The organism is Bradyrhizobium sp. WU425, assembly GCF_021052305.1.
Taxonomy (GTDB): Bacteria; Pseudomonadota; Alphaproteobacteria; order Rhizobiales; family Xanthobacteraceae; genus Bradyrhizobium; species Bradyrhizobium canariense_D.
On the sequence record NZ_CP088089.1, the window covers coordinates 1,330,885 to 1,355,701 of the forward strand.

Here is a 24,817-nt window from a genome sequence, read left to right on the forward strand (position 1 = left end):
TCCGTGATGGAACCTAATGGTGGCTGATGCGACTTACATATGACGCGGAAAGTAACGTGCGAGGCTGTCATGGCAGAGAAGCATACCGCCGATCCGGCAGAGATCATGCGGGCGACCGGTCATCCTGAGCTGGAATACGCCGCCGGCTGGACCATCGCCGGTCTGGTCACCATCGGCACCATCGTCGCCGCCTGGGTGTTCGCGATCTAGCCCATTGGAAACTGCAGCTCGAACGCCGCGCCCTGATCGGTCGGCGTGAGCCTGATCGAGCCGCCATGGCTCGCCATCACCGCGCGCGCGATCGCGAGCCCCATCCCGGTGCCGCCCTGGTCGCGGCGCGTGGTGAAGAACGCGTCGAAGATCCTGTCGCGGTTCGGCGCCGAGATCGGCTCGCCGTCATTGCTTACCGTCACACGCAGGGTCGTACGCTCGTCGATCGCTTTCAGCCTGATTGTCCCAGCCTTGTGTCGCATCGCATTATCGGCGAGATGCGACAGCACGATCAGCGCCTTCTCGGCCGACATGCCGATCATCAGGTCGAGGCTGCCGCTGGCCTCTATCGAGCTCGCCGGAAATCGGCTCCTGAGGTCGGCAATCACCGGCGCCAATTCCGTGCGCTCGTTTTGCGGCAGGCTTTCGGCACGCGCGAGTTCGCGCAGCCGCTGCGCCATCGCTTCCAGCCGCTTTGTGTCGGACAGGATGTTGGCGATGAACGTCTCCTGCTCGGCCGGCGTCAGGCTGCCCGCTTTGCCCTGAAGCGTCCGCGTCGTGTAGATCACCCCCCCGACGTGGTTGTTGACGATGACAGGCATTGCCTAAAACACGTGGACGCCGAGGCCGCGGCCATCAATTCTACGGCGTCACCGCTCCGCGGGGCACGGCGCGTGGGGCGGTCAGCTCCTTCCACGTCGAATTGGCGACATGCACGGGCGAGAACGCCGGGCGCTCGACATAACGGCCGTCGCCGGCCTCGGCGCGCAGATCGCCGTCTTTCCAGACGATTCGGCCGCGCGACAGCGTCGCCGCCGGTCCGCCGGTGCAGGAAAACCCCTCGAACACGTTGTAATCGATCCGGCTCATCTGCCGCTTCGCGCTGATGGTCTTGCTCGCCTTGGGATCCCAAACCACGATATCTGCATCCGAGCCGACGGCGACCGCGCCCTTGCGCGGATAGATGTTGAGGATGCGGGCGATATTCGCCGAGGTGACTGCGACGAATTCTTCCTTCGTCAACCGTCCCGTGGCGACGCCCGCGGTCCACAGCAGGGCGAGGCGATCTTCGAGGCCGCCGGTGCCGTTCGGGATCTTTCTGAAATCGCCGAACCCGAACCGCTTCTGCTCGGTGGTGAAGGCGCAGTGGTCGGTCGCGACCACCTGCAGCGAGCCGGCTTGCAGACCGGCCCAAAGACTATCCTGATGCGACCTGTCGCGGAACGGCGGCGACATCACGCGCTGCGCGGCATGATCCCAGTCCTTGTTCTGATATTCACCGGCGTCCAGCAACAAGTGCTGGATCAACGGCTCGCCATAGACGCGCTTGCCCGCCGCACGTGCGCGCGCGATCGCCTCATGCGCTTCGCGGCAGCTCGTGTGCACGATGTAGACCGGCGTCCCCGTCATGTCGGCGATCATGATGGCGCGGTTGGTGGCTTCACCCTCCACCTCCGGCGGCCGTGAATAAGCGTGTCCCTCGGGCCCGGTGATGCCGCGCGCGATCAGCGCCTCCTGCATCAGGGCGACGACGTCGCCGTTCTCCGCATGCACGACCGGCATGGCGCCGAGATGGGCGCAGCGGGCGAACGAGTTGTAGAGCTCGTCGTCGTTCACCATCAGCGCGCCTTTGTAGGCCATGAAGTGCTTGAAGGTGTTGATGCCGTAGGTTTTGACCACGGTCTCCATCTCGTCATGGATTTGCTTCGACCACGACGTTACCGCCATGTGGAAGCCGTAATCGGAGGCCGCCTTCTCGGATTTGTGCCGCCACTCCTGATAGGCCGCGAGCATCGACTGGCCTGGATCGGGCAGACAGAAATCCACCACCATGGTGGTGCCGCCGGCCAGCGCCGCCTTGGTCCCCGATTCGAAATCATCGGCGGTGACCGTGCCCATGAACGGCATTTCGAGATGGGTGTGCGGATCGATGCCGCCCGGGATGACGTAAGCGCCGCCCGCATCGATGATCTCGCACCCCGTCGGCGCATCGAGCGACCGCCCGATCGCGACGACGGTCGCGCCGTCGATCAGCACGTCCGCGCGGCGCGAATGATCATGATTGACGACGGTGCCGCCGCGGATGAGGAGGGGCATTGGATGCTCCGGAGAGGGAAGTGGACCTCGCGAAGCTAAGCGCGCGGCACACGACGCGACAGGTGAAATTTTAGTCAGGCACGCCGACAGTTGAGCCGTGCTCTCTCGGCCTCTACGCCGCCCGCGCGATCAGCCCGTCAATCATCGCGCGCACCAGGCCCGCGATTTCCTTCCGGAGCGCCGGCAGCGGCACCGCGACCAGTTTCTGCTCCAGTCCCAGCGCCACCATGCCATGCACCGCCGAGAACAGGCTGCGCGCGGTGATGCCGAGCTCCTCCCGACTGCGTTTTGGAAATAGCGCGGCCAGCGGCTGGTAGACGTGGCGAAACAGCTGCAGCTGGTCGTCGATGGACCAGTCGGGGAGGGGCTTGTCGGCTGCCATGCGGTGCTCGAACAGAGCGCGCCACAGCTCGAGATTCTCCGCGGCGAAATCGCAATAGGCGAGAGCAATGCGGACCAGGGTCTCCTGCGGCGACGGCTCGCGCGCGCTTTCCGCCGCGCTCAGGGCCCGGTCGAGCCGAAGCAAAGTGCGCGAGCCCACGCGTAGGATCAGTTCATCGACATCGGCGACGAGATTGTAGACCGCGCCGTTGGCGCAGCCGATCTCGCGGGCGAGATCGCGGGTCTTTAAACCCGCCAATCCCCTGTCGGCGATCATTCGTTCCGCCGCTAGGCTCAAATCGGATCGAAGTTTCTCTCGGCGTTCCAATGGCTTAGTCATCTGGAAACCAAATTCTTGAGCGTCGCTCAAATATTTCTTTGAACGATGTTCAAGTTTCTTGCTACAAACCATCCGTGAGCAACGCTCATAACAGGGAGCTTCAGATGTTCAAGACCGTAGTGACACTTTTCCGCGGCAGCGTGGCCGCCGCCAGCGAGGAGCTGGAAGACCGGACGGCCCTTCTGATCCTCGATCAACAGATGCGCGACGCGGCCGCGGCCGTCGAGCGCAGCAAACGGACCCTTGCGCTGGCGATTGCGCAGGACCAGCAGGAAGCTCGCAAGCTCGAGGCGACCGTCGCCCGCATCGCTGATCTCGAGATGCGCGCGGTCGCGGCGCTCGACGGGGACCGCGAGGATCTCGCCAACGATGCTGCCGAAGCCATCGCGGGCCTGGAGGCCGATCGCGATGCGGCGCTGACGGCCCGCGCACTGTTCGCAACCGAAATCGCGCGGCTGAAGCGGCACGTCGCAAGCGCGCAGGCCCGCATCACCGAGCTCGACCGCGGCCGCCGCGTCGCCCGTGCCTCGGAAGCGGTGCGCTCGCTTCGCCGCAGCGGCATCGAGGCGGCACGCCCCAACGAATCCACGCTGCCGGAGGCGGAGAGCACTTTGAGGCGTCTTCGTGAGCGGCAGATGGAAGCCCAGGCCGCCGACGACGCGCTGGTCGAGCTCGATGCGGCCACCGGTCCGCTCGCCACCGCCGAAAAACTCGCCGAGCAGGGTTTTGGCCCCAGGCTCAAGACGACCGCGGACGACGTGCTGGCGCGGTTGAAGTCCAAGAGCATGCTGACTGGCTGATCCCAACCCCATCATTCGAACCAACAGGAGACCATCATGAACCAGAATGGCCAGCCCCACAGCGGCGCCTGGGTGACTTTCACTTACGTGTCCTTCGCAGCCTCCGCCTTCCTCATCGCCATCGGCATCTTCTTCCTGCCGATCGACCTCTGGATGAAGGGTTATCTCACCATGGGCATCGTCATGTTGATCCAGACTTGCATCACCCTGACCAAGACGGTCCGGGACAACCATGAAAGTAGCCGGATGGTGAACCGCATCGAGGATGCCAGGGCGGAACGTCTGCTGATGGAAGTCTCCAAGGCGGCCTGAGAGGCATGACAATACGCAAGGAAAGCAGCGGAGCAATTTGTTCCGCTGCTTCGCGCCGGATGCATTCCGTCAAACCTTATCGCGCCAGCGAAATGCAACCGAGCCATGACGGATCGCGCGGGCGTGCGCTCTTGCGCACCGGCAGCGGCCGGAGCACTCTGCACGAGCGGCACACAAAGAATGCCGCCAAAAAGATGTGCTTACAAGATCTCGGCGAGGAACCTCATGGCAGCGACGCGGATCGACTGCGACATCCACCCGGCGGTTGGTGGCACGCGCACGACGCTACTGCCCTATCTCAGCGATCACTGGAAAGAGCAGGTCGTGAGCCGCGCCATCGACGGGCTCGATCTCACCTCCTATCCGCCCGGCATGCCGCTAAGCGGCCGCGCCGACTGGCGTCCGGCGAACGGCACAAAGCCCGGTTCCGATCTTGCGATGGTGCAGAAGGGCGCATTTGAGCAGTTGGGTGCCAGTCACGCGATCCTCAACGTGCTCTATGGCGCGCAGGCTGTGTTCGACCCCTACATGGCGGCCGACTTCTGCAAGGCGATCAACGACTGGATCGCCACTGAGTGGCTGTCGCGCGATCCGCGCTTGCGTGCCTCGATCGTGGTGCCGATGCAGGACCCGGAGCTAGCGATCGAGGAGATCGAGCGCCGCGCCGGCGATCACCGCTTCGTCTCGATCCTCGTGCTGGCGCAGGGCGAGACGCTCTTGGGACGGCGGCATTTCTGGCCGGTCTATCGGCTCGCCGAGAAATACAAGCTGCCGCTCGCGATCCACGCCGGCACGCAATATCGGCAGGCGCCGAGCTCGGCCGGATGGCCGTCGCACCGCTACGAATATTACTTCGTCGAGGCGCAGGCATTTCAGGCGCAGATCCTGAGCCTGATCTATGAGGGCGTGTTCGGCAAGTTTCCGGACCTCAAGGTCGTGCTGATGGAATCCGGCGTGAGCTGGCTCCCGGCTTTCATGTGGCGCGCCAACAAGACCTGGCGCGGGGTGCGCGTCGAGGTGCCCTGGGTCGAGCGCGAGCCGGCTGCGATCATTCGCGACAATTTCCGCGTCACCATGCAGCCGTTTGATGCGCCGGGCGACGCCAGAAGCGTCGAGGAGATCATCGACCAGATCGGATCCGAAAAGATGTTCCTGTTCGCGTCCGACTATCCGCACTGGCAGTTCGACGGCGACGATCCGATCCCGCCGGACCTGCCGAACAGCATCATCTCGAAGATGTGCGTCGACAACCCGCTGGAGACGTTTCCGCGGCTGTCGCTCGCCAACTAGACCGGAGTTTCGCATGAGTGAGGTCATCGACCGCCCACTACGAGAAGACGAAAAGCCTGCCGCTTCGCGGCTGCGCATCGTCGATTGCGACGTTCATCCGAGCCTGCATTCGTTCGACGATCTCAACGAGTTTCTGCCAAAGCGCTGGCAGCAGCATCTGAAGGAATATGGCAGCCATTTGCGCACGCCCTATCTGTTCACCACGCCCTATCCGCGCTCCTCGCCACTGATCGCGCGCCGCGATGCCTGGCCGCCAACCGGCGGACCTCCCGGGTCGGATCTCGCCTTCATGCAGAAGCAGCATCTCGATCCGCTCGACGTCGAGTTCGGGATTTTGCAGGTGCTCGATCTCTTCATCTTCTCGCAGCAGAACCTCGAATTCGGCGCCGCGATCCAGCGCGCCATCAACGACTGGCAACTGGCGTTATGGTCGCATCGCGACCCGCGTCTGAAGGCTTCGATCCTGGTCGGCCAGGACGGCGTCGATCTCGCCATTGCCGAGATCGAACGCTGCGCGAAAATCGGCGAATACGTCCAGATCAACGTCTCGCCGCGCGCCAACGAGCCGCTGGGCCGCCGCCGCTACTGGCCGATCTACGAGCGTGCCCAAGAACTGGACCTGCCGCTCGGCATCCATGTCGGCGGCTATGGCGGGCACGCGCCGACCGGTGGCGGCTGGCCGTCTTATTATGTCGAGGAGCACCAGTCCAACGCGCACACCATTGCGGCGCAGCTTGCCAGTCTCGTGATCGAGGGCGTGCCGGAGCGCTTTCCGAAATTGAAGTTTGTCTTCATCGAGGGCGGCTTCGGCTGGATCCCGTCCGCGGTGTGGCGGATGGACCAGCATTTCGAGCGCTTCCGCAGCGAGGTGCCGCATCTCAAGCGCAAGCCGTCGGAATACGTGCGCGAGCATTTCTGGTTCACGACGCAACCGATCGACGAACCTGACGAAGCCCGGCACCTGCGCTCGTTGATCGAATGGGTCGGCATCGACCGTCTCCTGTTCTCGTCGGACTATCCGCACTGGGATTTCGACGATCCGCGCTTTGCGTTCAAGACGCCACTGACGGACGCCGAGCGAAGGAAGATCTTCAGCACCAATGCCCGCGCGGTCTACAAGTTCTGAGAAGGTCTGCACTGATGGCCCGTCACATCGTCGCGTCCACCTCGGAGATACCACCCGGTGGCAACAAGGTCGTCGATGTCGCCGGCCGCGACATTGTCGTGTTCCACGTCAATGGCGAGTTCTTCGCTTTGCTGAACCGCTGCCCGCACGAAGGCGCGCCGCTGGAGAAAGCGGCCTGTGTCGCGCGACTGACCTCGCCCGAGCCCGGCATCTATCAGCGCTCGCGCGTCGGCGAGATGCTGCGCTGTCCCTGGCATGGCTGGGAGTTCGACATGCGCAACGGCCAGTCCTGGTTCGACCCGAAGCGCGTCAAGATTAGGTCATATCCGGTCGCGGTGGAGCGAGGCGAGGAACTCCAGAAAGGCCCGTATGTTGCCGAGACCTTTCCGGTGCATGTCGAGGACAGCTACGTGATTGTCGAGGTCTGAGCAGCCGTTTCGGATTGTGATTTCGCCGCAGGTGGGATAAGCCTCGCCCGCATTTATGGCGGAGACGAGCTTTGTCGAAACAATCCCTGCGTGAGGAGGCCGAGCGCCTGATCCGCGAATCGATGGAAAAGAAAACCGTCGTCGTCAAGCAGGGCGATACTCGCATCGAGGCCGTCTGTGGTAAATGCGGCGCCCCGAACCGTGTGCAGGCGCCAAAGGGCCAGACCCGCATCAAGTTCGCCTGCAAGAATTGCGGGCATCAGCAAGAGACGCTGTAGGTTTCTTCGCCCTCTCCCCCTGTGGGAGAGGGTGGCTCGCCGCATAGCGGCGAGACGGGCGAGGGGTTTCTCTCTGCGAGAGACACTGCTCCTGAATTTGCGGATGCAACCCCTCATCCGGCGCTTCGCGCCACCTTCTCCCACAAGGGGAGAAGGAAAAACGCCTAATCCCCCTTCACGAATTTCGCGAATGCATCCGCATGGTCCGGGTGCCAGCGTGACAGCGGCGGGCGGTTCTCCACGATATCGCCCGCGGCCCACAGCATGCGCTTTTCGTCGAGCGCGCGCGGGACGTCGTTGTCCGGGCACAGAATGTAGAAATCGCCGGCCTCCAGCCGCGTCAGCATGAAATGCACGGTCTGCTCGGCCGTCCACGCCCCGGCCGGCTTCTCCGTCCGGCCCTTCGCGGTAAGGCCGGTAAAGACGAAGCCGGGAATCAGCAGATGCGCGGTGATGCGGCAACCCGCAGTGTTGCGCAGCTCGTGCTGGAGCGCTTCCGTAAAAGCTTTCACGCCTGCCTTGGAGACGTTGTAGGCGGGATCGCCGGGCGGGGTGGTGATGCCCTGCTTCGACCCGGTGTTGATGATGAGCCCCGCCCTGCCGCGCGCGATCATGTTGGGCGCGAAGATGCGCGAGCCGTTGATGATGCCCCACATGTTGACGCCGATGATGCGCTGCCAGTTGTCGGGTTCGCCGAACAGCGTGCTGCCGGGCTGGATGCCCGCATTGTTCATGAGGATGTCGGTGCCGCCGAAGCGCTCGTGGACGGCGCGCTCCAGTTCCATCACGCTCTCGGCCTTGCTGACGTCAATCGCGAAGGTCATCACATGTGCGGCGGACGTGAGGGATGAGAGTCCTGTCGCGGCGTCCGCCAGCCGCGCCTGATCCACATCGGCGATACACACCTTCACGCCGTTTCGCGCGAAGGCTGCGGCGGCGGCGAATCCGATGCCGGACGCGCCACCGGTGATCACGGCAACATTGTCTTTGATGATCGCGGGATGTGGCATGGATCGGTCTCCGGGGAGGGGCTCGGTCGTGCTATAACATGGCACTCGCGCGACCCCGCACAAGTCGGCATGGGAGGTGTTCGTTCCGCGCCGACTCTACGCCTCTACTTTACGCCTGTCCGGCATCGCAGTATTCTATCGATCAACGATCCCACCCAGATCGAACCAATCAATCATTGACAGGGAGTTCAGCCATGGCGGTGTCGCAGGCTATTCCGATCACGCGCCATCCATTCGCCAACGGATCCTACAAGCAGATGCTGATCGACGGGAAGTGGGTCGATGCTGCCTCAGGCAAGCGCTTCGAGACCCACAACCCCGCGACCGGCGAACTGCTCGCAACAGTGGCCGAGGGCGACAAGGAAGATATCGATCGCGCAGTTGCTGCCGCTCGCCGCGCCTTCGAAGGGCCCTGGAGCAAGGTCAAGCCGTTCGAGCGGCAGAATCTGCTCCTGAAGCTTGCCGACCTCGTCGAGAAGAATTTCGACGAATTGTCGCAGCTCGACACGCTCGACATGGGCGCGCCGCTCAGCCGTACCCGTGCCTATCGCCTGCGCGCCGTCGGCATGCTGCGCTATTATGCCGGCCAGTCCACCGCGATCCATGGCGAGACCATCGAGAACTCGCTGCCCGGCGAAATCTTCTCCTACACGCTGAAGGAGCCGATCGGCGTCGTCGGCGCCATCATTCCCTGGAACGGTCCCTTGACTGCGACGATCTGGAAGATCGGTCCGGCGATCGCGACCGGCTGCACCGTCGTGCTCAAACCGGCCGAAGAAGCGCCGCTGACCTCGCTGCGCATCGCCGAGCTCGCGATGGAAGCGGGCGTTCCGCCCGGCGTCATCAACGTCGTGCCTGGCTATGGCGAGACTGCGGGCGCGGCGCTTGCCGCACACCACGACGTCGACAAGGTTGCCTTCACCGGCTCGCATGTCACGGGCCAGTCGATCATCCGCGCCTCGGCCGGCAACCTCAAGCGCGTCTCGCTCGAGCTCGGCGGCAAGTCGCCGGACATCGTGTTCGCGGATGCCGATCTCGATGCGGCCGTGCCGGGCGCTGCGATGGCGGTGTTCGCCAATTCGGGACAGATCTGCAGCGCCGGCACCCGGCTTTTCGTCGAGCAGTCGATCTATGAGGAGTTCGTCGGCCGCGTGGCCGAGTTCGGCAAGAAACTGCAGGTCGGCAACGGCCTCGATCCCAACACCCAGATCGGACCGCTGGTGTCCGAGCAACAGCTCGAGCGCGTCACCAGCTATCTCGACATCGGCCAAAAGGAAGGCGCGCGGGCGCTTGCCGGCGGTGGCCGCGTCACCGAAGGCGCGCTTGCAAAAGGCTTCTTCGTATCGCCGACAGTGTTCGCGGGCGTCCAGGACAATATGCGCATCGCGCAGGAGGAGATCTTTGGTCCCGTCATTTCGGCGATCGCGTTCAAGGACATGGACGAGCTGGTCAAGCGCGCCAACGCCACCACGTTCGGTCTCGGCTCGGGCCTGTGGACGCGGGACGTCAGCAAGGCGCATGCGGTCGCGAAGAGGCTCCGTGCCGGTTCGGTGTGGGTGAACTGCTACCAGGCGATGGACCCGGCCGTGCCCTTCGGCGGCTACAAGATGAGCGGCTACGGCCGCGAATCCGGCAAGCAGCACGTCGAGGAATATCTCAACGTGAAGGCGGTGTGGATCAAGACGGCGTAACACTGGTCTTTCCCGCGTTCCGCGGGAGGGAATATCTGCTTTTGCAGGGGCGGCGCCTTCTCTCGGTAGCCGCCCCTCGCTATATGATGCGCATCCTTCCTTCGCCATTCGAGGCCAGCATGAAATTCGAGGCGTTGTTTCAACCGTTGCAGGTCGGTCCCTACACGCTCGCGCATCGCGTCGCGATGGCGCCGTTGACGCGCATGAGGGCCGAGCGCGAGAGCTTTTCGCCGCGGCCGCTCAACGCCGAATATTACGGCCAGCGCGCCACCCAAGGCGGCCTGCTCATCGCCGAGGCCTCGCCCGTGCTCTCGCACGGCCGCGGTAATCCAGCGACGCCCGGCATCTATTCGGAGACGCAGATCGCGGGCTGGCGCAAGGTGGTCGACGCCGTGCACGCCAAGGGCGGCATCATCTTTCTCCAGCTCTGGCACGTCGGCCGCGTCTCGCATTCCTCCTTCCACGGCGGGGAGCTGCCGGTCTCGGCCTCCGCGATCCCGATCAAGGCCGAAGGCATGAAGGCGATGACTGCCGACGGCAAGATCTCCAACTATGAGACGCCGCGCGCGCTGGACACGGATGAAGTCAAGGGCATCGTCGAGGCCTTCAGGCAGGGTGCGAAGAACGCGCTGGCCGCCGGCTTCGACGGGGTCGAGATCCACGGCGCCAACGGCTATCTGCTCGAGCAATTCCTGCAATCACGCAGCAACCAGCGCACCGATCAATATGGCGGTTCGATCGAGAACCGCGCGCGGCTTCTGCTCGAAGTGACCGAGGCCGCGATCGACGTCTGGGGCGCGGGCCGCGTCGGCGTGCGGCTGTCGCCCCACGGCATCGCCAATGATTCCGGCGAGCCCGATCCGATGCCGCTCTACACGCACGTGGTCAACGCGCTCGACAAGCTCGGTCTTGCCTATCTGCATTTCATCGAACCGCGCTCCAGCGGCTCGGGGCGCGCCGAAGTCAACTGGCAGAACGTGCCGTCGGCGATGCTGCTGTTCCGCCCGCTCTACAGCGGCGTGCTGATGACCGCCGGCGGATTTACCGGCGAGACCGCGAACGCCGCCATTGCGGAGGGGCATGCTGACATCATCGCCTTCGGCCGCATCTTCATCTCCAACCCCGATCTGCCGCTCCGCCTGCAGCAGGATTACCCTCTCACGCCGTATAACCGTGCGACGTTTTACGGTGGCGAGGAGAAGGGTTATACGGATTATCCCGCGTACGACGAACTGACGCCGGTCTGACACTGCTGTAGCCCGGATGAGCAAAGCGATATCCGGGGTTCACTCAAGCTCTGGTCTTCCCGGATGTCGCTTCGCTCATCCGGGCTACAGAGTTATTGTGTTGCCCCGACTGACACCACGAACTCCGTCATTGCGAGCGCAGCGAAGCAATCCAGACTGCCTCGGCGGAAAGACTCTGAATTGCTTCGCTGCGCTCGCAATGACGAGAGGAGAGACAATGGCCAAAGCCGCAGCCGCCGCAGGTATAGCCACCGGCCAGTGCCTCTGCGGCAGGGTTACCTTCGAGATCGACGTTCCCGCACGCTGGGCCTGGCACGATCACTCCGCCGCCAGCCGTCGCGCCCACGGCGCCGCCTATGCAACCTATGTCGGAAGCTGGAAGAAGCGGTTTCGCATCACCGCAGGTAAGACGGCGCTGACGCGCTACGAGGACAAGGCAACGAAGACCGCGCGCAGCTTCTGCGCGCATTGCGGCACGCCGATCGCATATGAGCGCCCGCGCGGGCCGCATATGGTCAACATCCCCCGTGCGCTGTTTAGGGAACGCACCGGCCGCCAGCCGCTCTATCACATCGCGATCGAAGAGCTGCAGGAATGGACCTATACCGGCGAGCCGCTGGTGCCGCTGAAAGGCTTTCCCGGTGTGGTCTGGCAGCGCTCGAAAAAAAAGAAGCGGGCGAGCGGCGAGGATCCGTTCGAGTTGGGGCGCGAGGAGATGTAGCGCTGTCCCACGCAACGCAGCCATGACCGCGCTTCCTTGCGCGCCTCCCGCGATTTCGGCCATCATGCTTTTTGCCTTGCGGCAACGTCCGCCTCTGGAGGAAACATGAAGAACAAGATCACCGGCCGCTCCGCCTTTCTCGCGTTGCTCAAGGACGAGGGCATCACGCATCTGTTCGGCAATCCCGGCACCACCGAGCTGCCGATCATGCATGCGCTGAAGGATCACCCTGACCTCGCCTATGTGATGGCGATGCAGGAGAGCCTGGTGGTGGCGATCGCGGATGGCTATAGCCGCGCCTCCGGAAAGCTGGTCGCCTGCAACGTCCATGTCGCGCCCGGCCTCGGCAACGCGATGGGCTCGCTCTACAACGCCCAGTTCACGGGCACGCCGATGATCCTGACCGCGGGCCAGCAGGAGCAGGGCCACGGACTGATGGAGCCGGTGCTGTATGGGCCGCTGGTGCGCATGGCCGAGCCGCTGGTGAAATGGGCGGTCGAGGTGACGCGGCTCGAGGATCTGCCGCGCATCGTGCGCCGCGCCGCAAAAGTCGCAACCACCCCGCCGACCGGGCCGGTGTTCATTTCATTGCCCGGCGATATCCTCAACAGCGAGGCAGGGATCGATCTCGGTCGCTCCACCCGCATTGACGCTCGCACAAGGCCATCGGATGAGGCACTGAAGGCGTTCGCCGCCCGACTGCTCAGGGCCGAGCGTCCCGTGATCGTCACCATGGACGAAGTGGTCAAGAGCGATGCGCTGATGGAGGCCGCCGAACTCGCAGAACTACTCGGCGCGGCTGCCTACCAATCCTCGACGCCCTATGGCTCGCACTTCCTCTCGGAGAGCCCGAGCTTCGTCGGCACGCTGGCACGTGTCCAGAAAGTCGCGCGCGACACGCTTGCGCCCTTTGACCTCTTGATCGCGCTCGGCGGCGATCCCTTGCGGATGTCGGTCTACAGCGAGGTCGACGCGCTGCCGGAGGGCCTTGGCATCGTGCAGATCGGCCTCGGCGATTGGGAGATCGCCAAGAACTACGGGGCTGAGATCGCGCTGAAGGCGGATTTGAAGGAAACGCTGCGCGCGCTGATCCCGGTGTTGAAGGAGATGGGCGGCGCTGCCCTGGCGAGCCGCGCGAAGCAACGGCTGACCGAACTCGCGCCGAGGAACTGGACCGCGCGGCGCACCGCGCTGGTCGAGCAGATCGGCAAGGCCGCGGACCGCAGCCCCATCGATCCGGACTGGCTGGTGCTGCAAATGGTCGAGGCCATGCCCGCTAATGCCATCCTCGTGGACGAAGGCCTCACCTCGAGCCGCCAGATCACGGCCTTGCGTGCGCACCGCGATCGCTTCGGCTATCACGGCCTTGCCTCCGGCGGCATCGGCTGGGGCCTGCCGGCCTCCGTCGGCGCCAGCATCGCCAATCCCGATCGCCCGGTGGTCTGCTTCTCCGGCGACGGCAGCGCGATGTATTCGATCCAGTCGCTGTGGACAGCGGCGCATCACAAGCTGCCGCTCAATGTGGTCATTGCCAACAATGGCGGCTACCGCATCATCAAGCAGCGCCTGCTCGCCTTCCACGGCGACGACAATTACGTCGGCATGGATTTTGTCGATCCGCCGGTGGATTTCGCGGGCGTGGCTAAGGCGCTGGGATGTGAGGCAATCAAAGTCAGCGATCCCCGAGAGTTGAAGGCGACGCTGGCGTCGGCGTTTGGCCGGCCGGGGACGAAACTGATCGAGGTGATGGTGGACGGGAAGCTGTAGGGCAGCGTCACCTGCGGCATTGGTGCCGCCACATTATCAGTCGTGATCACCCGCGAAGGCGGGTGATCCAGTATTCCAGAGGCGGCGGTGATTGAGTCGAGACGTTGCGGCGTACTGGATGCCCCGGTCAAGCCGGGGCATGACAGCGTACCTAGCGGCGCTACCCCTTTCTCCCCACTCTGAACCCTGCCGCCGGATGCGGCGCACCTAGCCGCGCCCGCCCCTCGCCGAACAGCTTCTCGCGTAGCGTGCCCTGCGCGTACTCCGCCTTGTACCGCCCGCGTCGCGTCAGCTCCGGCACCAGCATGTCGGCGATGTCCTCGAAATCGCCGGGTGAGATCGCGAAGGCGACGTTGAGGCCGTCGACATCGGTCGCCTCGAACCACGCCTCGATCTTGTCCGCGACCATTTCCGGCGTGCCGACCACGACGGGACCTGCGCCGCCGACGCCGACATGCTCGATGACGTCGCGCACGGTCCAGACGCGATCGGGATCGGCGCGGGTGACGTTATCGAGTGCGCTGCGGCCGGCATCGTTCTGAACATGGCGCACCTGCTGATCGAGCTCGTAGCCGGAGAAGTCGATTCCGGTCCATCCCGACATCAGCGCCAGCGCGCCTTCCGGGCTGATGTGGCGGCGATAGTCGGCATATTTTTCGTTCGCTTCGGCTTCCGTCCGCCCGAGGATGATCGTCATCATCGAGAACATCAGGATTTCCGCCGGATTGCGGCCGAACGCGGCGGCCTCCTGACGGATCGCCGATACGCGCGGCGCGATCACCTTGGCTGACGGCCCCGACATGAACACGCATTCGGCGTGCCGTGCCGCGAACTGCCGTCCGCGCGGCGAGGTGCCGGCCTGATACAGCACGGGCGTCCGCTGCGGCGACGGTTCGCTCAGGTGGATGGTGTTGTTGATGCGGTAGTTCGCGCCCTCGTGGTTGACGCGATGGACCTTTGTGGGATCGGTGAAGATGCCGCGCGTGCGGTCGCGCAGCACGGCGTCTTCCTCCCAACTCCCTTCCCAGAGCTTGTAGACGACCTCCATATATTCGTCCGCGATCTCGTAGCGGTCGTCGTGCCCGATCTGCTTGTCCTTGCCGGCGCCGCGCGCGGCGCTGTCGAGATAGCCGGTGACGACGTTCCAGCCGATACGCCCCTCGGTGAGATGATCGAGCGTCGACATCCGCCGCGCGAACGGATAAGGCGGCTCGAAGGAGAGATTGCTGGTGACGCCGAAGCCGAGATTCTGCGTCACGGCGGCCATTGCCGACAGCAGCAGCAGCGGATCGTTCGAGGGCGACTGGGCTGCGTTGCGCAAGGCTGCGTCAGGACTGTTGCCGTAGACGTCATAGACGCCGAGCACGTCGGCCAGGAACAGTCCGTCGAAACGGCCGCGCTCCAGCGTTCTGGCAAGATCGATCCAATAGGGCAGGCGGTTATATTCGGCAGTGCGGTCGCGCGGATGGGTCCACAAGCCCGGTGATTGGTGCGCGACGCAATTCATCGCAAATGCATTGAGCCTGATCTGCTTGGCCATGATGGTCCCCCGGCGCCCTGTACCGGGCGCTCTTCGAATGATAGAGCTGCGCCCGAACTTGGCGAAGTTCTTGCATATAGCGCGACGTTGGCAAGGCCAAAATCAGCGGCGCTGCCGCGCTTGGCAAGCCAATCTCAAGAGAGCAAGAACGAAATCCCAAGACTATCGAAGTCCCCGCCACTTTCGGAGGCCTGCCCGTATCGGGTATGCTCCTTCGCCTCGCAACCTAAAAAAGAAAATAATGACCAGAGCCGATGCCATCGCCCGCGCCCGTGACGATTTTCAATCGGGCGCGTTCCTCGCCGAACTCGACCGCCGCGTCGCCTACCAGACCGAGAGCCAGAATCCGAACCGGAGCGTCGAGCTGCGCGCCTATCTGGAACAGGAGATGGTGCCCGCTTTTGCCGCGCTCGATTTCGAAAGCCGGATGATCGAATCTCCCAGCGGCAAGGCGCCGTTCCTGTTCGCCGAACATCACGAAAGTGAGGCGGCGCCGACCGTGCTGATCTACGGCCATGGCGACGTCGTCGACGGGATGGAAGGCGAGTGGCGCGACGGCCGCGATCCCTGGCGCACCACGGTTTCGGGCACGCGTCTCTACGGTCGCGGCACCGCCGACAACAAGGGCCAGCACAGCATCAACATGGCGGCACTCCGCGCGGTGCGCGAGGCCCGCGGCGGCAAGCTCGGCTTCAACGCCAAGTTCATCCTCGAGATGGGCGAGGAGATCGGCTCGCCGGATCTCGGCAAGGTCTGCGATCTCAATCGCGATGCACTCAAGGCCGATCTGTTCGTGGCCTCCGACGGGCCGCGCCTGTCCGCCGACCGTCCGACCCTATTCCTCGGCTGCCGTGGCGGCATCCGCATTCATCTCGATGTGAACGTTCGCGACGGCGGTCATCACTCGGGCAATTGGGGCGGTGTGCTCGCCAACCCCGCGACCATTCTGGTCAACGCGATCTCGACGCTGGTCGACGGCCACGGCCGCCTTCAGCTGGACGCGCTGAAGCCGCCGCGCCTCACCAACCAGATCCGAAGCTATCTTGCGGACGTGCAGGTGGTGCCGACCGAGGACGAGCCGGCGTTGGCCGAGAACTGGGGCGAGGAGGGTCTTTCGGCGGCCGAGCGGCTCTATGCCTGGAACACGCTCGAAGTGCTGGCGATGTCGTCGGGAAACATCGAGAAGCCGGCCAACGCCATTCCCGGCCACGCCAATGCCGTGCTGCAACTGCGCTTCGTGGTCGGCACCAAGGTCGACGGCCTGATCGAAGCCGTCCGTGCGCATCTGGTCGAAAGGGGTTTTCCGATGGTCGAAGTGCGGGCCGCACAGAGCTTCGCGGCATCGCGCACCGATTTCGACAGCCCCTGGATCGCATGGGCGGCGAATTCGGTGAAGGAGACCACCGGCAAAGTGCCGGCGGTGCTGCCGAATTTCGGCGGCTCGCTGCCCAATGACGTGTTTTCCGAGATATTGGGCCTGCCGACGATCTGGGTGCCGCACTCCTATCCCGGCTGCTCCCAGCATGCGCCCAATGAGCACATCCTGCTGCCATTGACCGAAGAGGCCTTGACGGTGATGGCCGGCCTGTTCTGGGATCTCGGGGAATTGCCAAGCCCGCTAACAAGCCCGCTAACGCGCCCGCCCGCCGGCCTGAGCCGTTAACCGGAGCCGCGATCCAGCCAAAAGTCACATTCTATTCCAACCCAATTTGTGCTTGCATCCCGCCGGCATCATCCTGAAAGGGGACCAAAACGTGAAACATTTCCGTAGCATCGGCCTCGCGCTCGCCGCGACCTTCGCCGTCGGCCAGGCCGGGGCCGAGGAGCTGACCGGCACGCTCAAGAACATCAAGGACACCGGCGCCATTACGCTCGGCTTCCGCGACTCCTCGATCCCGTTCTCTTATCTCGACGACAACCAGAAGCCCATCGGCTACGCGATGGACATCTGCTACAAGATCGTCGACGCCGTGAAGAAGGAGCTCAAGCTCGACAAGCTCGAGGTCAAGCTCAATCCGGTGACCTCGGCGACCCGGATCCCGCTGATGGCGAACGGCACCATCGATCTCGAATGCGGCTCGACCACCAACAATGCCGAGCGCCAGAAGCAGGTTGCCTTCACCAACACCCATTATTTGACGGCCAGCCGCTACGTCTTCAAGAAGTCGAGTGGCCTGAAGGCGATTGACGACCTCAAGGGAAAATCGGTGGTTTCCACTGCCGGCACCACCAACATCAAACAGCTCACCGAGGCCAATGTTGCAAAAAGCCTCGGCGCAAACATCATTCCGGCCAAGGACCACGCCGAGGCCTTCCTGATGGTCGAGACCGACCGTGCGGTCGCCTTCGTGATGGATGATATCCTGCTCGCGAGCCTCGTTGCCGGCTCGAAGTCGCCCGATGACTACGTCATCTCCAAGGACGCGTTCTCCAAGCCTGAGCCCTACGGCATCATGCTGCGCAAGGACGACGCGGCCTTCAAGAAGGTCGTCGACGCGGCGACCGCTGCGCTCTACACCTCCGGCGAGGGCCAGAAGATCTACGACAAGTGGTTCACGCAGAAGATCCCGCCGAAGGGCCTCAATCTCAACACGCCGATCTCGGCCGAGCTGAAGAACGAGTTTGCCAAGCCGACGGACTCGCCAAACCCGGACGATTATAAGTAAGCTATAACCTCGATCTTTCGATCGGGATCGTGTCCGGCCATCTTGACTCCAGGATGGCCGGACATTTGCATAGGCGCCAGGACATCGATGACTGGCGCGTTCGCGCGGGGGACACGTGAACTACAACTGGAACTGGGGAATCTTTTTCCAGCCGAACCCGATGGGGACCGGCACCTATCTCGACATGCTGTTGTCGGGCCTGGTGCTGACCCTCAAGACGGGTGCGCTCGCCTGGATCATCGCGCTGATCACCGGATCGATCGTCGGCGTGATGCGCACACTGCCGTCGAAGGGAGCGTACTGGTTCGGCTTTGCCTATGTTGAATTCTTCCGCAATATGCCGCTGCTGGTGCAGCTCTTCCTGTGGTTTTTCGTGCTGCCGGAAGTGTTGCCAAGGTCCGCGGGATTGTGGCTGAAACAACTGCCGAACGCGCCGTTCTGGACGGCCGCGATTGGCATCGGGTTCTTCATGTCGGCGCGCGTCGCCGTGCAGTTGCACGCCGGCATCGGATCGCTGCCGCGCGGGCAGAAGATGGCGGCGACCGCACTCGGCCTCACGACCCTGCAGGCTTATCGCTACATCCTGCTGCCGATGGCTTTTCGCATCATCCTGCCGCCGCTGACGTCCGAGTTCCTCAACACCATCAAGAACACGGCTGTGGCCATCACCATTGGTTTGCTCGAACTGACCGGCCAGGCGCGCTCGATGCAGGAATTCTCGTTCCAGGTGTTCGAGGCCTTCACCGCTGCGACCATCCTCTATCTCCTCGTCAACGCCGTCGTCGTGACCGCGATGCGCTTCCTCGAGCGCTGGGTCGCGATCCCCGGCTACATCACGGGGAAGTAGCGCCATGTTCAGCAATTTTGATTTCGGGGTCATCATCCGCACGCTGCCCTATCTATTCTATGAGGGCATGACGTTCACGCTGATGCTGACCGGGCTTGCTGCACTCGGCGGCCTCGTCTTCGGCACGGCGATCGCGCTGATGCGGCTGTCCGGCTACAAGGTGCTGGGCCGCATCGCGGGCGTCTATGTCGACTTCATGCGCTCGCTGCCGCTGGTGCTGGTGATCTTCTGGTTCTACTTCCTGGTGCCCTATATCGGGCAATGGGTAACTGGCGCGTCGCGTCCGATCAGTGTCGGCGCGTTCGCGTCCTCGCTCATCACCTTCATCATGTTCGAGGCCGCGTACTTCTCCGAGATCATGCGTGCCGGCATCCAGTCGATCTCGCGCGGCCAGCCGGCCGCAGCCAACGCGCTCGGCCTGACCTACGCCCAGACCATGCGCTACGTCGTTCTGCCGCAGGCCTTCCGCAACATGCTGCCGGTCCTGATCACGCAGACCATCGTGCTGTTCCAGGACACCTCACTGGTCTATGTGCTGTCGATCACCGATTTCCTCGGTGCGGCTAGCAAGGTCGCGCAGCGCGACGGCCGTCTGGTCGAAATGTATCTATTCGCAGCGATCGTCTACTTCACCATCTCCTGTATCGCGTCCTTCGGCGTTCGCCGCCTGCAGGCGCGCATCGCCATCATTCGATAGAGTTTGCCATGATCGAGATCAGCCACGTCGACAAATGGTACAGCCCGGCCTTCCAGGTGCTGACCGACTGCACCACCAGCGTCGCCAAGGGCGAGGTGGTCGTGGTCTGCGGTCCGTCGGGATCAGGCAAGTCGACGCTGATCAAATGCGTCAACGCGCTGGAGCCATTCCAGAAAGGCGACATCAGCGTCGATGGCACTAAGGTCAACGACCCCAGGACCAATCTGCCCAAGCTGCGCGCGCGTGTCGGCATGGTTTTTCAGCACTTCGAGCTGTTTCCGCATCTGAAGATCATTGATAATCTCTGCCTCGCGCAGCAGAAGGTGCTCGACCGGTCGCGCGACAAGGCGGTGGCGAAAGGCATGCAGCTGCTGGAGCGGGTCGGCCTGAAGGAACAGGCGCAAAAATTTCCCGCGAACCTGTCCGGCGGCCAGCAGCAGCGCGTGGCGATCGCCCGCGCGCTCGCGATGGATCCCATCGTCATGCTGTTCGACGAGCCGACCTCGGCGCTCGACCCCGAAATGGTGAGCGAGGTGCTCGACGTCATGGTAGACCTCGCCCATGAGGGCATGACCATGATGGTCGTGACGCACGAGATGGGCTTTGCCCGCAAGGTCGCCAACCGCGTGATCTTCATGGACCGCGGCGAGATCGTCGAGGACGCCCCGAAGGACGATTTCTTCGGCAAGCCCCGCAGCGACCGCGCGCAGAAGTTCTTGTCGAAGATTCTGTCGCATTGATCCCACTGTCATTCCGCGACGTGCCTCCTGGCGCCGGTCGGGAATGACGGGTTGAGGGTTTCGTGGCACCGACAAATCCCTTATACCAGCGGGTAATCCCTATTCCCGCCAGGAGACCTGCCTTGGATCCGATCGCCTATGTCAACGGCTCATTCGTCCCGCTTTCGGACGCCAAAATTTCGGTCCTCGATCGCGGCTTCCTGTTCGCCGACGGCATCTATGAGGTCTCGGCCGTGCTCGACGGCAAGTTGGTCGACAATGCCTCGCATCTGGCGCGGCTGGAGCGCTCGGTCGGCGAGATCAAGCTGAGGCTCCCGGAGACGGTCGAGCGCATCACCGAGATCCAGCAGGAGCTGATTGCACGCAACAAGGTCGAGAACGGCCTCGTCTATCTCCAGGTCACCCGCGGCGCCGACAAGGGCCGCGACTTCGCCTTCCCCAAGGGCGACGTCAAGTCGAGCCTGGTGATGTTCACGTCGGAGAAGGACATCATCAACGCCGCCTCGGCCAAGACCGGCATCAATGTGATCACCGTGCCCGACATCCGCTGGGAGCGGCGTGACATCAAGAGCGTAGCATTGCTGGCGCAAGTGCTGGCAAAGCAGGCCGCGGCCGAAGCCGGTGCGGGCGAAGCCTGGATGCTGGAAGACGGTTACGTCACCGAAGGCGGTTCGTCTTCAGCGTTCATCCTGACCCAGGACGACGTCATCGTGACCCGCAAGAACTCCAACGCGATCCTGCCGGGCTGCACCCGCAAGGCGGTGGTGGCGCTGGCGGAAGAGCGTCAGCTCCGCGTCGAAGAGCGTTCCTTCACGGTCGCCGAGGCGCTCGCCGCCAAGGAAGCCTTCGCCACCTCGGCGTCGCTGTTCGTCCAGCCGGTGGTTGCGATCGACGGCAAGAAGGTCGGCGACGGCAAGCCCGGCCCGATCGCCATGCGGCTGCGCGAGATCTACGTGGAGTTCGCGAAGGCGACGGCGGTTTAAGCTACCCACCGCCGTCATCGCCCGGCTTGACCGGGCGATCCAGTACTCCGTGACGGGAGTGCTGGACTCGAGAAGCCGCGGCGTACTGGATGCCCCGGTTAAGCCGGGGCATGACAGGCGAATGTATTGAGGCAGTTTGGCCTCATGCGTCAGCACCTCACGCCACCGACGCCTTCACCTTTACCGGGTGAACCGCACGGAACGCGATCGCTAGCCTGTTCCAGGCATTGATGGCGCCGATCAGCATGGTCAGGTTCACCGTCTCCGCATCGGAGAATTGCGCGCGGACCTGCTCGTAGACGTCATCAGGCGCGTGCGTCTCGGCGATCAGCGTCACTGATTCCGTCCAGGCCAGCGCGGCGCGCTCGCGGTCGGTGTAGAGCGGCGATTCGCGCCAAGCGTTGAGCAGATAGATGCGCTGCTCGGTCTCGCCGCGCTTGCGGGCGTCCTCGGTGTGCATGTTGATGCAGAAGGCGCAGCCGTTGATCTGCGACGCGCGGATCTTGACGAGCTCGATCAGCGATTTCTCGAGGCCCGTCGACTGGATCTGCTCTTCCAGTGCCATCAGCGCCTTCATCGTGTCGGGTGCGGCCTGGTAGAAATTCATGCGGGGTTTCATGGTCGTTCTCCTTGCTTGCTGGGGTGATGTCAGTGGGCGCCGCCGGCCGAGGCGGGGCCGGCCTTCTTCAGGAAGAGGGTGGCGATCAGCGCGACGATCAGTGCCACGCCGAGCAGATAGAAGGTGTCGCTGAAGGCGAGGATATAGGCCTGCTTCTGCACGATATGGCCGATCGCAACATAGGCGCGATGCAACGCGTCCGCCCGATCGAGAATGCCGTGATTGACGAAGTATTGGGTGAGCTGTTCCAGCCGCGTCCGCGTCGCCTGCTCGAACAACGAGACTGACTGCATCAGCACGTTGGAGTGATACTGCTCGCGCTTGGTCAGCAGGGTCTGCAACAGCGCGATGCCGACGGCGCCGCCGAGGTTGCGCATCATGTTGAACAGGCCGGAGGCCGAGCCCGCGTTCTCCGGTTCGATGCCTGAGGTCGCCACCGCAGACAGCGGCGCCATTACCAGCGCCTGGCCGATCGCACGAACCACATTGGGCCAGAGCAATTGATCGGCGGCATAGTTGCCGGTCATGTAGATGTTCATAAAGTTGGAGGCCGCGAACAGGACGAAGCCGACGCCGATGATGAGCCGCGCATCGAGCTTCTGCATCAACCGCGGGACCAGCGGGATCAGCACCAGCTGCGGCAGGCCGGTCCAAGCCAGCACCATGCCGATCTGCTCGGCATTGTAGCCCTGGATGCGGGCCAGATATTGCGGCAGGATGAACACCGAGCCGTAGAGCGCGATTCCCAGCAGGAAATTCGCGAGCATGCCGAAGCCGAAATTGCGGCGGACCAGCAGACGCAGGTTCAGGAGCGGCTTCTTCACGGTGAGCTCGATGATCAGGAAGGCGCTCAGCGCCACGGCCGCGATGACGGACAGCTTGACGATGAAGGGCGAGCCGAACCAGTCGTCTTTGTTGCCTTCCTCGAGCACGGTCTGCAGCGCCGACAATCCGATCGCCATGGTGATGATGCCGGCCCAGTCGCCGTCGCGCAGCAACGACAGCTTCATGGGCTTTGCATCGAGCGCGTACCAGAGCATGCCGACCATGATCGTGCCGGGGACAACGTTGACATAGAAGATGTACTGCCAGCCAAAATTCTCGGTGAGATAGCCGCCGATGGTCGGGCCGATCGCGGGCGCGAACGTCGCCGACAGCGCGAACAGCGCAAGGCCCACGGGTTGCTTGGCGCGCGGCAGCAATGTGATGATGAGTGTGAACGCCATCGGAATCAGCACGCCGCCGGTAAACCCTTGCACCGCCCGCAGCACGATCATCTGCGGCAGGTCTTGCGCCAACGCACAGGCGGCTGACAGGACCAGGAACAGGACCGCATTGGTGAGGAGATAGATGCGGATCGAGAACACCTGCGCCAGCCAGCCGGACAGCGGGATCACCACGATCTCCGCGATCAGATAGGAGGTCGAGATCCAGCCGCCGTCATCAATGCCGGCGCCGATCGCGCCCTGGATATCGGCGAGTGAGGCATTGACGATCTGGATGTTCAGCACCGCCATGAAGGCGCCGAGCGTCGCGCCGATCACGGCGATCCAGGTCTTGGTCGAGACGGCGGGCGTTGCGGGGGCCGCGACGGGAGCGGGGATATCGGCCGTGGTATTAACGGTCGGTTGGAGCGTGCTCATGGAAGCCTCGTCTCGGTTACGGAGACAGGATGGATCAGGCAGTTCGTTTCGATAATCGACCAAGTTTGGGAAGGATCATCCGGCAGGACTTGATAGTCCCGCCGGACCTTTCCGGCTTCAACCGCCGTTCGGACGGGCCGCGTTGTCGGCGAGATGCTTCGCCGTCTCACGCTCGGCCAGCACGGTCTGCTTGGTGTCGACGGTCGGCACCGCGGACATGCCGGGGCGCAGCAGGCCGGTCAGGCTGTGGTCGTCGAGCACGATCTTCACCGGCACCCGTTGCACGATCTTGGTGAAATTGCCGGTGGCGTTGTCGGGCGGCAGCAATGCGAATTCAAGGCCGCTCGCCGGCGACAGGCTGTCGACATGGCCGCGCAGGGTCTGGTTGCGGAAACTGTCGACGTGCAGCTCGACCGGCTGGCCGGCGCGGACATGTGTGAGCTGCGTCTCCTTGAAATTCGCCACGACATAGACCGCATCGAGCGGCACCACCGCCATCAATTGCGTGCCGGCCTGCACGAACTGTCCCACGCGCAGTGAGCGGGCGCCGACCGTTCCGTCGACCGGCGCGGTAATCTCGGTGTAGGAGAGATTGAGCGTCGCCTGCTCCGCGACCGCACGCGCATGTTCGAGCTGGGCAGTAGCCTGCGCGCGCTGGGTCGTGAGCACGTCGACCTTGCGTTGCGCGGCCACGAGGCCCGACCTGGCATGTTGCAGTTGCGCGTTGCTGGCGCGCAACGCGGCGTCAGTCTGTTGCGCGCGCTGAATCGTGCCGGAGCCCGACTTCATCAGGTCGTCGTAGCGGGCGCGCTCCTCCTGCGCAAATTTCAGATTCGCGTCCGCAGCAGCGACATCGGCTGTGCTCTGCTCGATGATCGGCTGCTGGAGTTCGAGCTGGGCGTCGAGGTTCCGCATTGCCGCTTCCGCCGCAGCGACATCGGCGCGGGCCTGATTGAGCGCCGCCTTGAAGTCGCGGTCGTCGATCTTCGCCAGCAGCTGGCCCGCTTTGACCTTTTCGTTGTCGCTGACCAGCACCTTGGCGATGTAGCCCGAGACCTTTGGCGCGATGATCGTGGAGTCGGCCTTCACATAGGCGTCGTCGGTTGTCTCGAGATAACGGCCGTTGACCCAGTAGTCGTGTCCGTAATGGACAACCGCAGCCGTGCCCGCAAGGAACGCGAGCGCCAGCGCCGCCCGCCGGACCATATTCCGGTCGGGACCACGCACCGGCGCCGTCGGGGTAGCTTGCGGTATTTCAGTCGCTTGCTGAAAGTTTTCGGTGCGGGGCATCTCGGACATGGCGGTCTCCTTCGGCTGACCCAGATTATCGGTCTTCCTCGTCCGATCGATAATCAGCGAAATGCCGAAAGGATTATCCGCTGAC

At 63.6% G+C, this 24,817-nt stretch carries 24 protein-coding genes and 1 pseudogene; 17 read left to right on the plus strand and 8 right to left on the minus strand.

Annotated features, from left to right (window positions below; genetic code table 11):
• The first annotated feature begins 69 nt into the window (after positions 1 to 69).
• Positions 70 to 210: a hypothetical protein gene (locus BcanWU425_RS06340; RefSeq protein WP_007597071.1), complete on the plus strand. Its 141-nt coding sequence runs from the start codon at positions 70 to 72 to the stop codon at positions 208 to 210.
• On the opposite strand, the pseudogene BcanWU425_RS06345 reads toward BcanWU425_RS06340, so the two are convergent.
• From BcanWU425_RS06345 to BcanWU425_RS06355, 3 genes and pseudogenes are all read right to left on the minus strand, one after another.
• A pseudogene (locus tag BcanWU425_RS06345) lies at positions 207 to 761 on the minus strand (sensor histidine kinase); the annotation flags it as partial. The gene BcanWU425_RS06340 and the pseudogene BcanWU425_RS06345 overlap by 4 nt on opposite strands.
• A gap of 91 nt (positions 762 to 852) precedes the next feature.
• The gene (gene hydA, locus BcanWU425_RS06350; protein ID WP_204512435.1) at positions 853 to 2,307 is read right to left on the minus strand and encodes a dihydropyrimidinase; all 1,455 of its coding nucleotides are present in this window, start codon (positions 2,305 to 2,307) and stop codon (positions 853 to 855) included.
• Positions 2,308 to 2,419: 112 nt separating this feature from the next.
• Positions 2,420 to 3,028, minus strand: coding sequence for a TetR/AcrR family transcriptional regulator (locus BcanWU425_RS06355; RefSeq protein ID WP_204514005.1), 609 nt, complete (start codon positions 3,026 to 3,028; stop codon positions 2,420 to 2,422).
• Positions 3,029 to 3,132: 104 nt separating this feature from the next.
• Here BcanWU425_RS06355 and BcanWU425_RS06360 point away from each other — a divergent pair, with 104 nt between their 5' ends.
• The 6 genes from BcanWU425_RS06360 (at position 3,133) to BcanWU425_RS06385 (ending at position 7,262) form a co-directional block, all read left to right on the plus strand.
• Complete coding sequence (locus BcanWU425_RS06360; protein WP_204512434.1) at positions 3,133 to 3,828, plus strand: PspA/IM30 family protein; 696 nt, start codon at positions 3,133 to 3,135, stop codon at positions 3,826 to 3,828.
• Between the two features lie 36 nt (positions 3,829 to 3,864).
• Positions 3,865 to 4,140, plus strand: coding sequence for a YiaA/YiaB family inner membrane protein (locus BcanWU425_RS06365; protein WP_085361234.1), 276 nt, complete (start codon positions 3,865 to 3,867; stop codon positions 4,138 to 4,140).
• Between the two features lie 225 nt (positions 4,141 to 4,365).
• Positions 4,366 to 5,430, plus strand: a complete 1,065-nt coding sequence (locus tag BcanWU425_RS06370) for an amidohydrolase family protein (RefSeq protein WP_204512433.1) — start codon at positions 4,366 to 4,368, stop codon at positions 5,428 to 5,430.
• Positions 5,431 to 5,443: 13 nt separating this feature from the next.
• The gene (locus BcanWU425_RS06375; RefSeq protein ID WP_204512432.1) at positions 5,444 to 6,556 is read left to right on the plus strand and encodes an amidohydrolase family protein; all 1,113 of its coding nucleotides are present in this window, start codon (positions 5,444 to 5,446) and stop codon (positions 6,554 to 6,556) included.
• Positions 6,557 to 6,570: 14 nt separating this feature from the next.
• Positions 6,571 to 6,984 (plus strand): Rieske (2Fe-2S) protein, encoded by a 414-nt coding sequence (locus tag BcanWU425_RS06380; protein ID WP_027565497.1) that lies wholly within the window; start codon positions 6,571 to 6,573, stop codon positions 6,982 to 6,984.
• A 71-nt stretch (positions 6,985 to 7,055) separates the two neighbouring features.
• A complete protein-coding gene (locus BcanWU425_RS06385) occupies positions 7,056 to 7,262 on the plus strand; it encodes a hypothetical protein (RefSeq protein ID WP_007615092.1) in 207 nt (68 codons plus the stop codon).
• A 164-nt stretch (positions 7,263 to 7,426) separates the two neighbouring features.
• Here the strand turns inward: BcanWU425_RS06385 and BcanWU425_RS06390 are convergent, their stop codons facing one another.
• Positions 7,427 to 8,272, minus strand: coding sequence for an SDR family NAD(P)-dependent oxidoreductase (locus BcanWU425_RS06390; protein ID WP_204512431.1), 846 nt, complete (start codon positions 8,270 to 8,272; stop codon positions 7,427 to 7,429).
• A gap of 194 nt (positions 8,273 to 8,466) precedes the next feature.
• Here BcanWU425_RS06390 and BcanWU425_RS06395 point away from each other — a divergent pair, with 194 nt between their 5' ends.
• From BcanWU425_RS06395 to BcanWU425_RS06410, 4 genes are all read left to right on the plus strand, one after another.
• Positions 8,467 to 9,963 (plus strand): aldehyde dehydrogenase family protein, encoded by a 1,497-nt coding sequence (locus BcanWU425_RS06395; protein WP_085361236.1) that lies wholly within the window; start codon positions 8,467 to 8,469, stop codon positions 9,961 to 9,963.
• 119 nt (positions 9,964 to 10,082) lie between these two features.
• Complete coding sequence (locus BcanWU425_RS06400; protein ID WP_204512430.1) at positions 10,083 to 11,210, plus strand: alkene reductase; 1,128 nt, start codon at positions 10,083 to 10,085, stop codon at positions 11,208 to 11,210.
• 217 nt (positions 11,211 to 11,427) lie between these two features.
• On the plus strand, positions 11,428 to 11,931 hold the full coding sequence (locus BcanWU425_RS06405) for a GFA family protein (RefSeq protein ID WP_018453376.1): 504 nt from the start codon (positions 11,428 to 11,430) through the stop codon (positions 11,929 to 11,931).
• A 105-nt stretch (positions 11,932 to 12,036) separates the two neighbouring features.
• A complete protein-coding gene (locus tag BcanWU425_RS06410; protein ID WP_018453377.1) occupies positions 12,037 to 13,698 on the plus strand; it encodes a thiamine pyrophosphate-binding protein in 1,662 nt (553 codons plus the stop codon).
• Positions 13,699 to 13,858: 160 nt separating this feature from the next.
• Here BcanWU425_RS06410 and BcanWU425_RS06415 read toward each other — a convergent pair whose 3' ends face one another.
• Positions 13,859 to 15,238: an LLM class flavin-dependent oxidoreductase gene (locus BcanWU425_RS06415; protein WP_204512429.1), complete on the minus strand. Its 1,380-nt coding sequence runs from the start codon at positions 15,236 to 15,238 to the stop codon at positions 13,859 to 13,861.
• Positions 15,239 to 15,479: 241 nt separating this feature from the next.
• Between BcanWU425_RS06415 and BcanWU425_RS06420 the strand changes: the two genes are divergently transcribed.
• From BcanWU425_RS06420 to BcanWU425_RS06445, 6 genes are all read left to right on the plus strand, one after another.
• Positions 15,480 to 16,901, plus strand: coding sequence for a M20 family metallopeptidase (locus BcanWU425_RS06420; RefSeq protein ID WP_085350151.1), 1,422 nt, complete (start codon positions 15,480 to 15,482; stop codon positions 16,899 to 16,901).
• A gap of 91 nt (positions 16,902 to 16,992) precedes the next feature.
• The gene (locus BcanWU425_RS06425) at positions 16,993 to 17,904 is read left to right on the plus strand and encodes an amino acid ABC transporter substrate-binding protein (protein WP_026232521.1); all 912 of its coding nucleotides are present in this window, start codon (positions 16,993 to 16,995) and stop codon (positions 17,902 to 17,904) included.
• A 115-nt stretch (positions 17,905 to 18,019) separates the two neighbouring features.
• Positions 18,020 to 18,751 (plus strand): amino acid ABC transporter permease, encoded by a 732-nt coding sequence (locus tag BcanWU425_RS06430; protein WP_204512428.1) that lies wholly within the window; start codon positions 18,020 to 18,022, stop codon positions 18,749 to 18,751.
• A gap of 4 nt (positions 18,752 to 18,755) precedes the next feature.
• Positions 18,756 to 19,448, plus strand: coding sequence for an amino acid ABC transporter permease (locus BcanWU425_RS06435; RefSeq protein ID WP_018453382.1), 693 nt, complete (start codon positions 18,756 to 18,758; stop codon positions 19,446 to 19,448).
• A gap of 8 nt (positions 19,449 to 19,456) precedes the next feature.
• Positions 19,457 to 20,188, plus strand: coding sequence for an amino acid ABC transporter ATP-binding protein (locus BcanWU425_RS06440; protein WP_018453383.1), 732 nt, complete (start codon positions 19,457 to 19,459; stop codon positions 20,186 to 20,188).
• 122 nt (positions 20,189 to 20,310) lie between these two features.
• Positions 20,311 to 21,171, plus strand: coding sequence for a D-amino-acid transaminase (locus BcanWU425_RS06445; RefSeq protein WP_018453384.1), 861 nt, complete (start codon positions 20,311 to 20,313; stop codon positions 21,169 to 21,171).
• Between the two features lie 157 nt (positions 21,172 to 21,328).
• Here BcanWU425_RS06445 and BcanWU425_RS06450 read toward each other — a convergent pair whose 3' ends face one another.
• From BcanWU425_RS06450 to BcanWU425_RS06460, 3 genes are all read right to left on the minus strand, one after another.
• Positions 21,329 to 21,790 carry a carboxymuconolactone decarboxylase family protein gene (locus tag BcanWU425_RS06450; RefSeq protein ID WP_231190233.1) on the minus strand — a complete coding sequence of 154 codons (462 nt, stop codon included), beginning with the start codon at positions 21,788 to 21,790 and terminating at the stop codon, positions 21,329 to 21,331.
• Positions 21,791 to 21,819: 29 nt separating this feature from the next.
• Complete coding sequence (locus tag BcanWU425_RS06455; RefSeq protein ID WP_204512426.1) at positions 21,820 to 23,433, minus strand: MDR family MFS transporter; 1,614 nt, start codon at positions 23,431 to 23,433, stop codon at positions 21,820 to 21,822.
• Positions 23,434 to 23,550: 117 nt separating this feature from the next.
• Positions 23,551 to 24,732: an HlyD family secretion protein gene (locus tag BcanWU425_RS06460; RefSeq protein ID WP_204512425.1), complete on the minus strand. Its 1,182-nt coding sequence runs from the start codon at positions 24,730 to 24,732 to the stop codon at positions 23,551 to 23,553.
• Positions 24,733 to 24,817 lie beyond the last annotated feature (85 nt).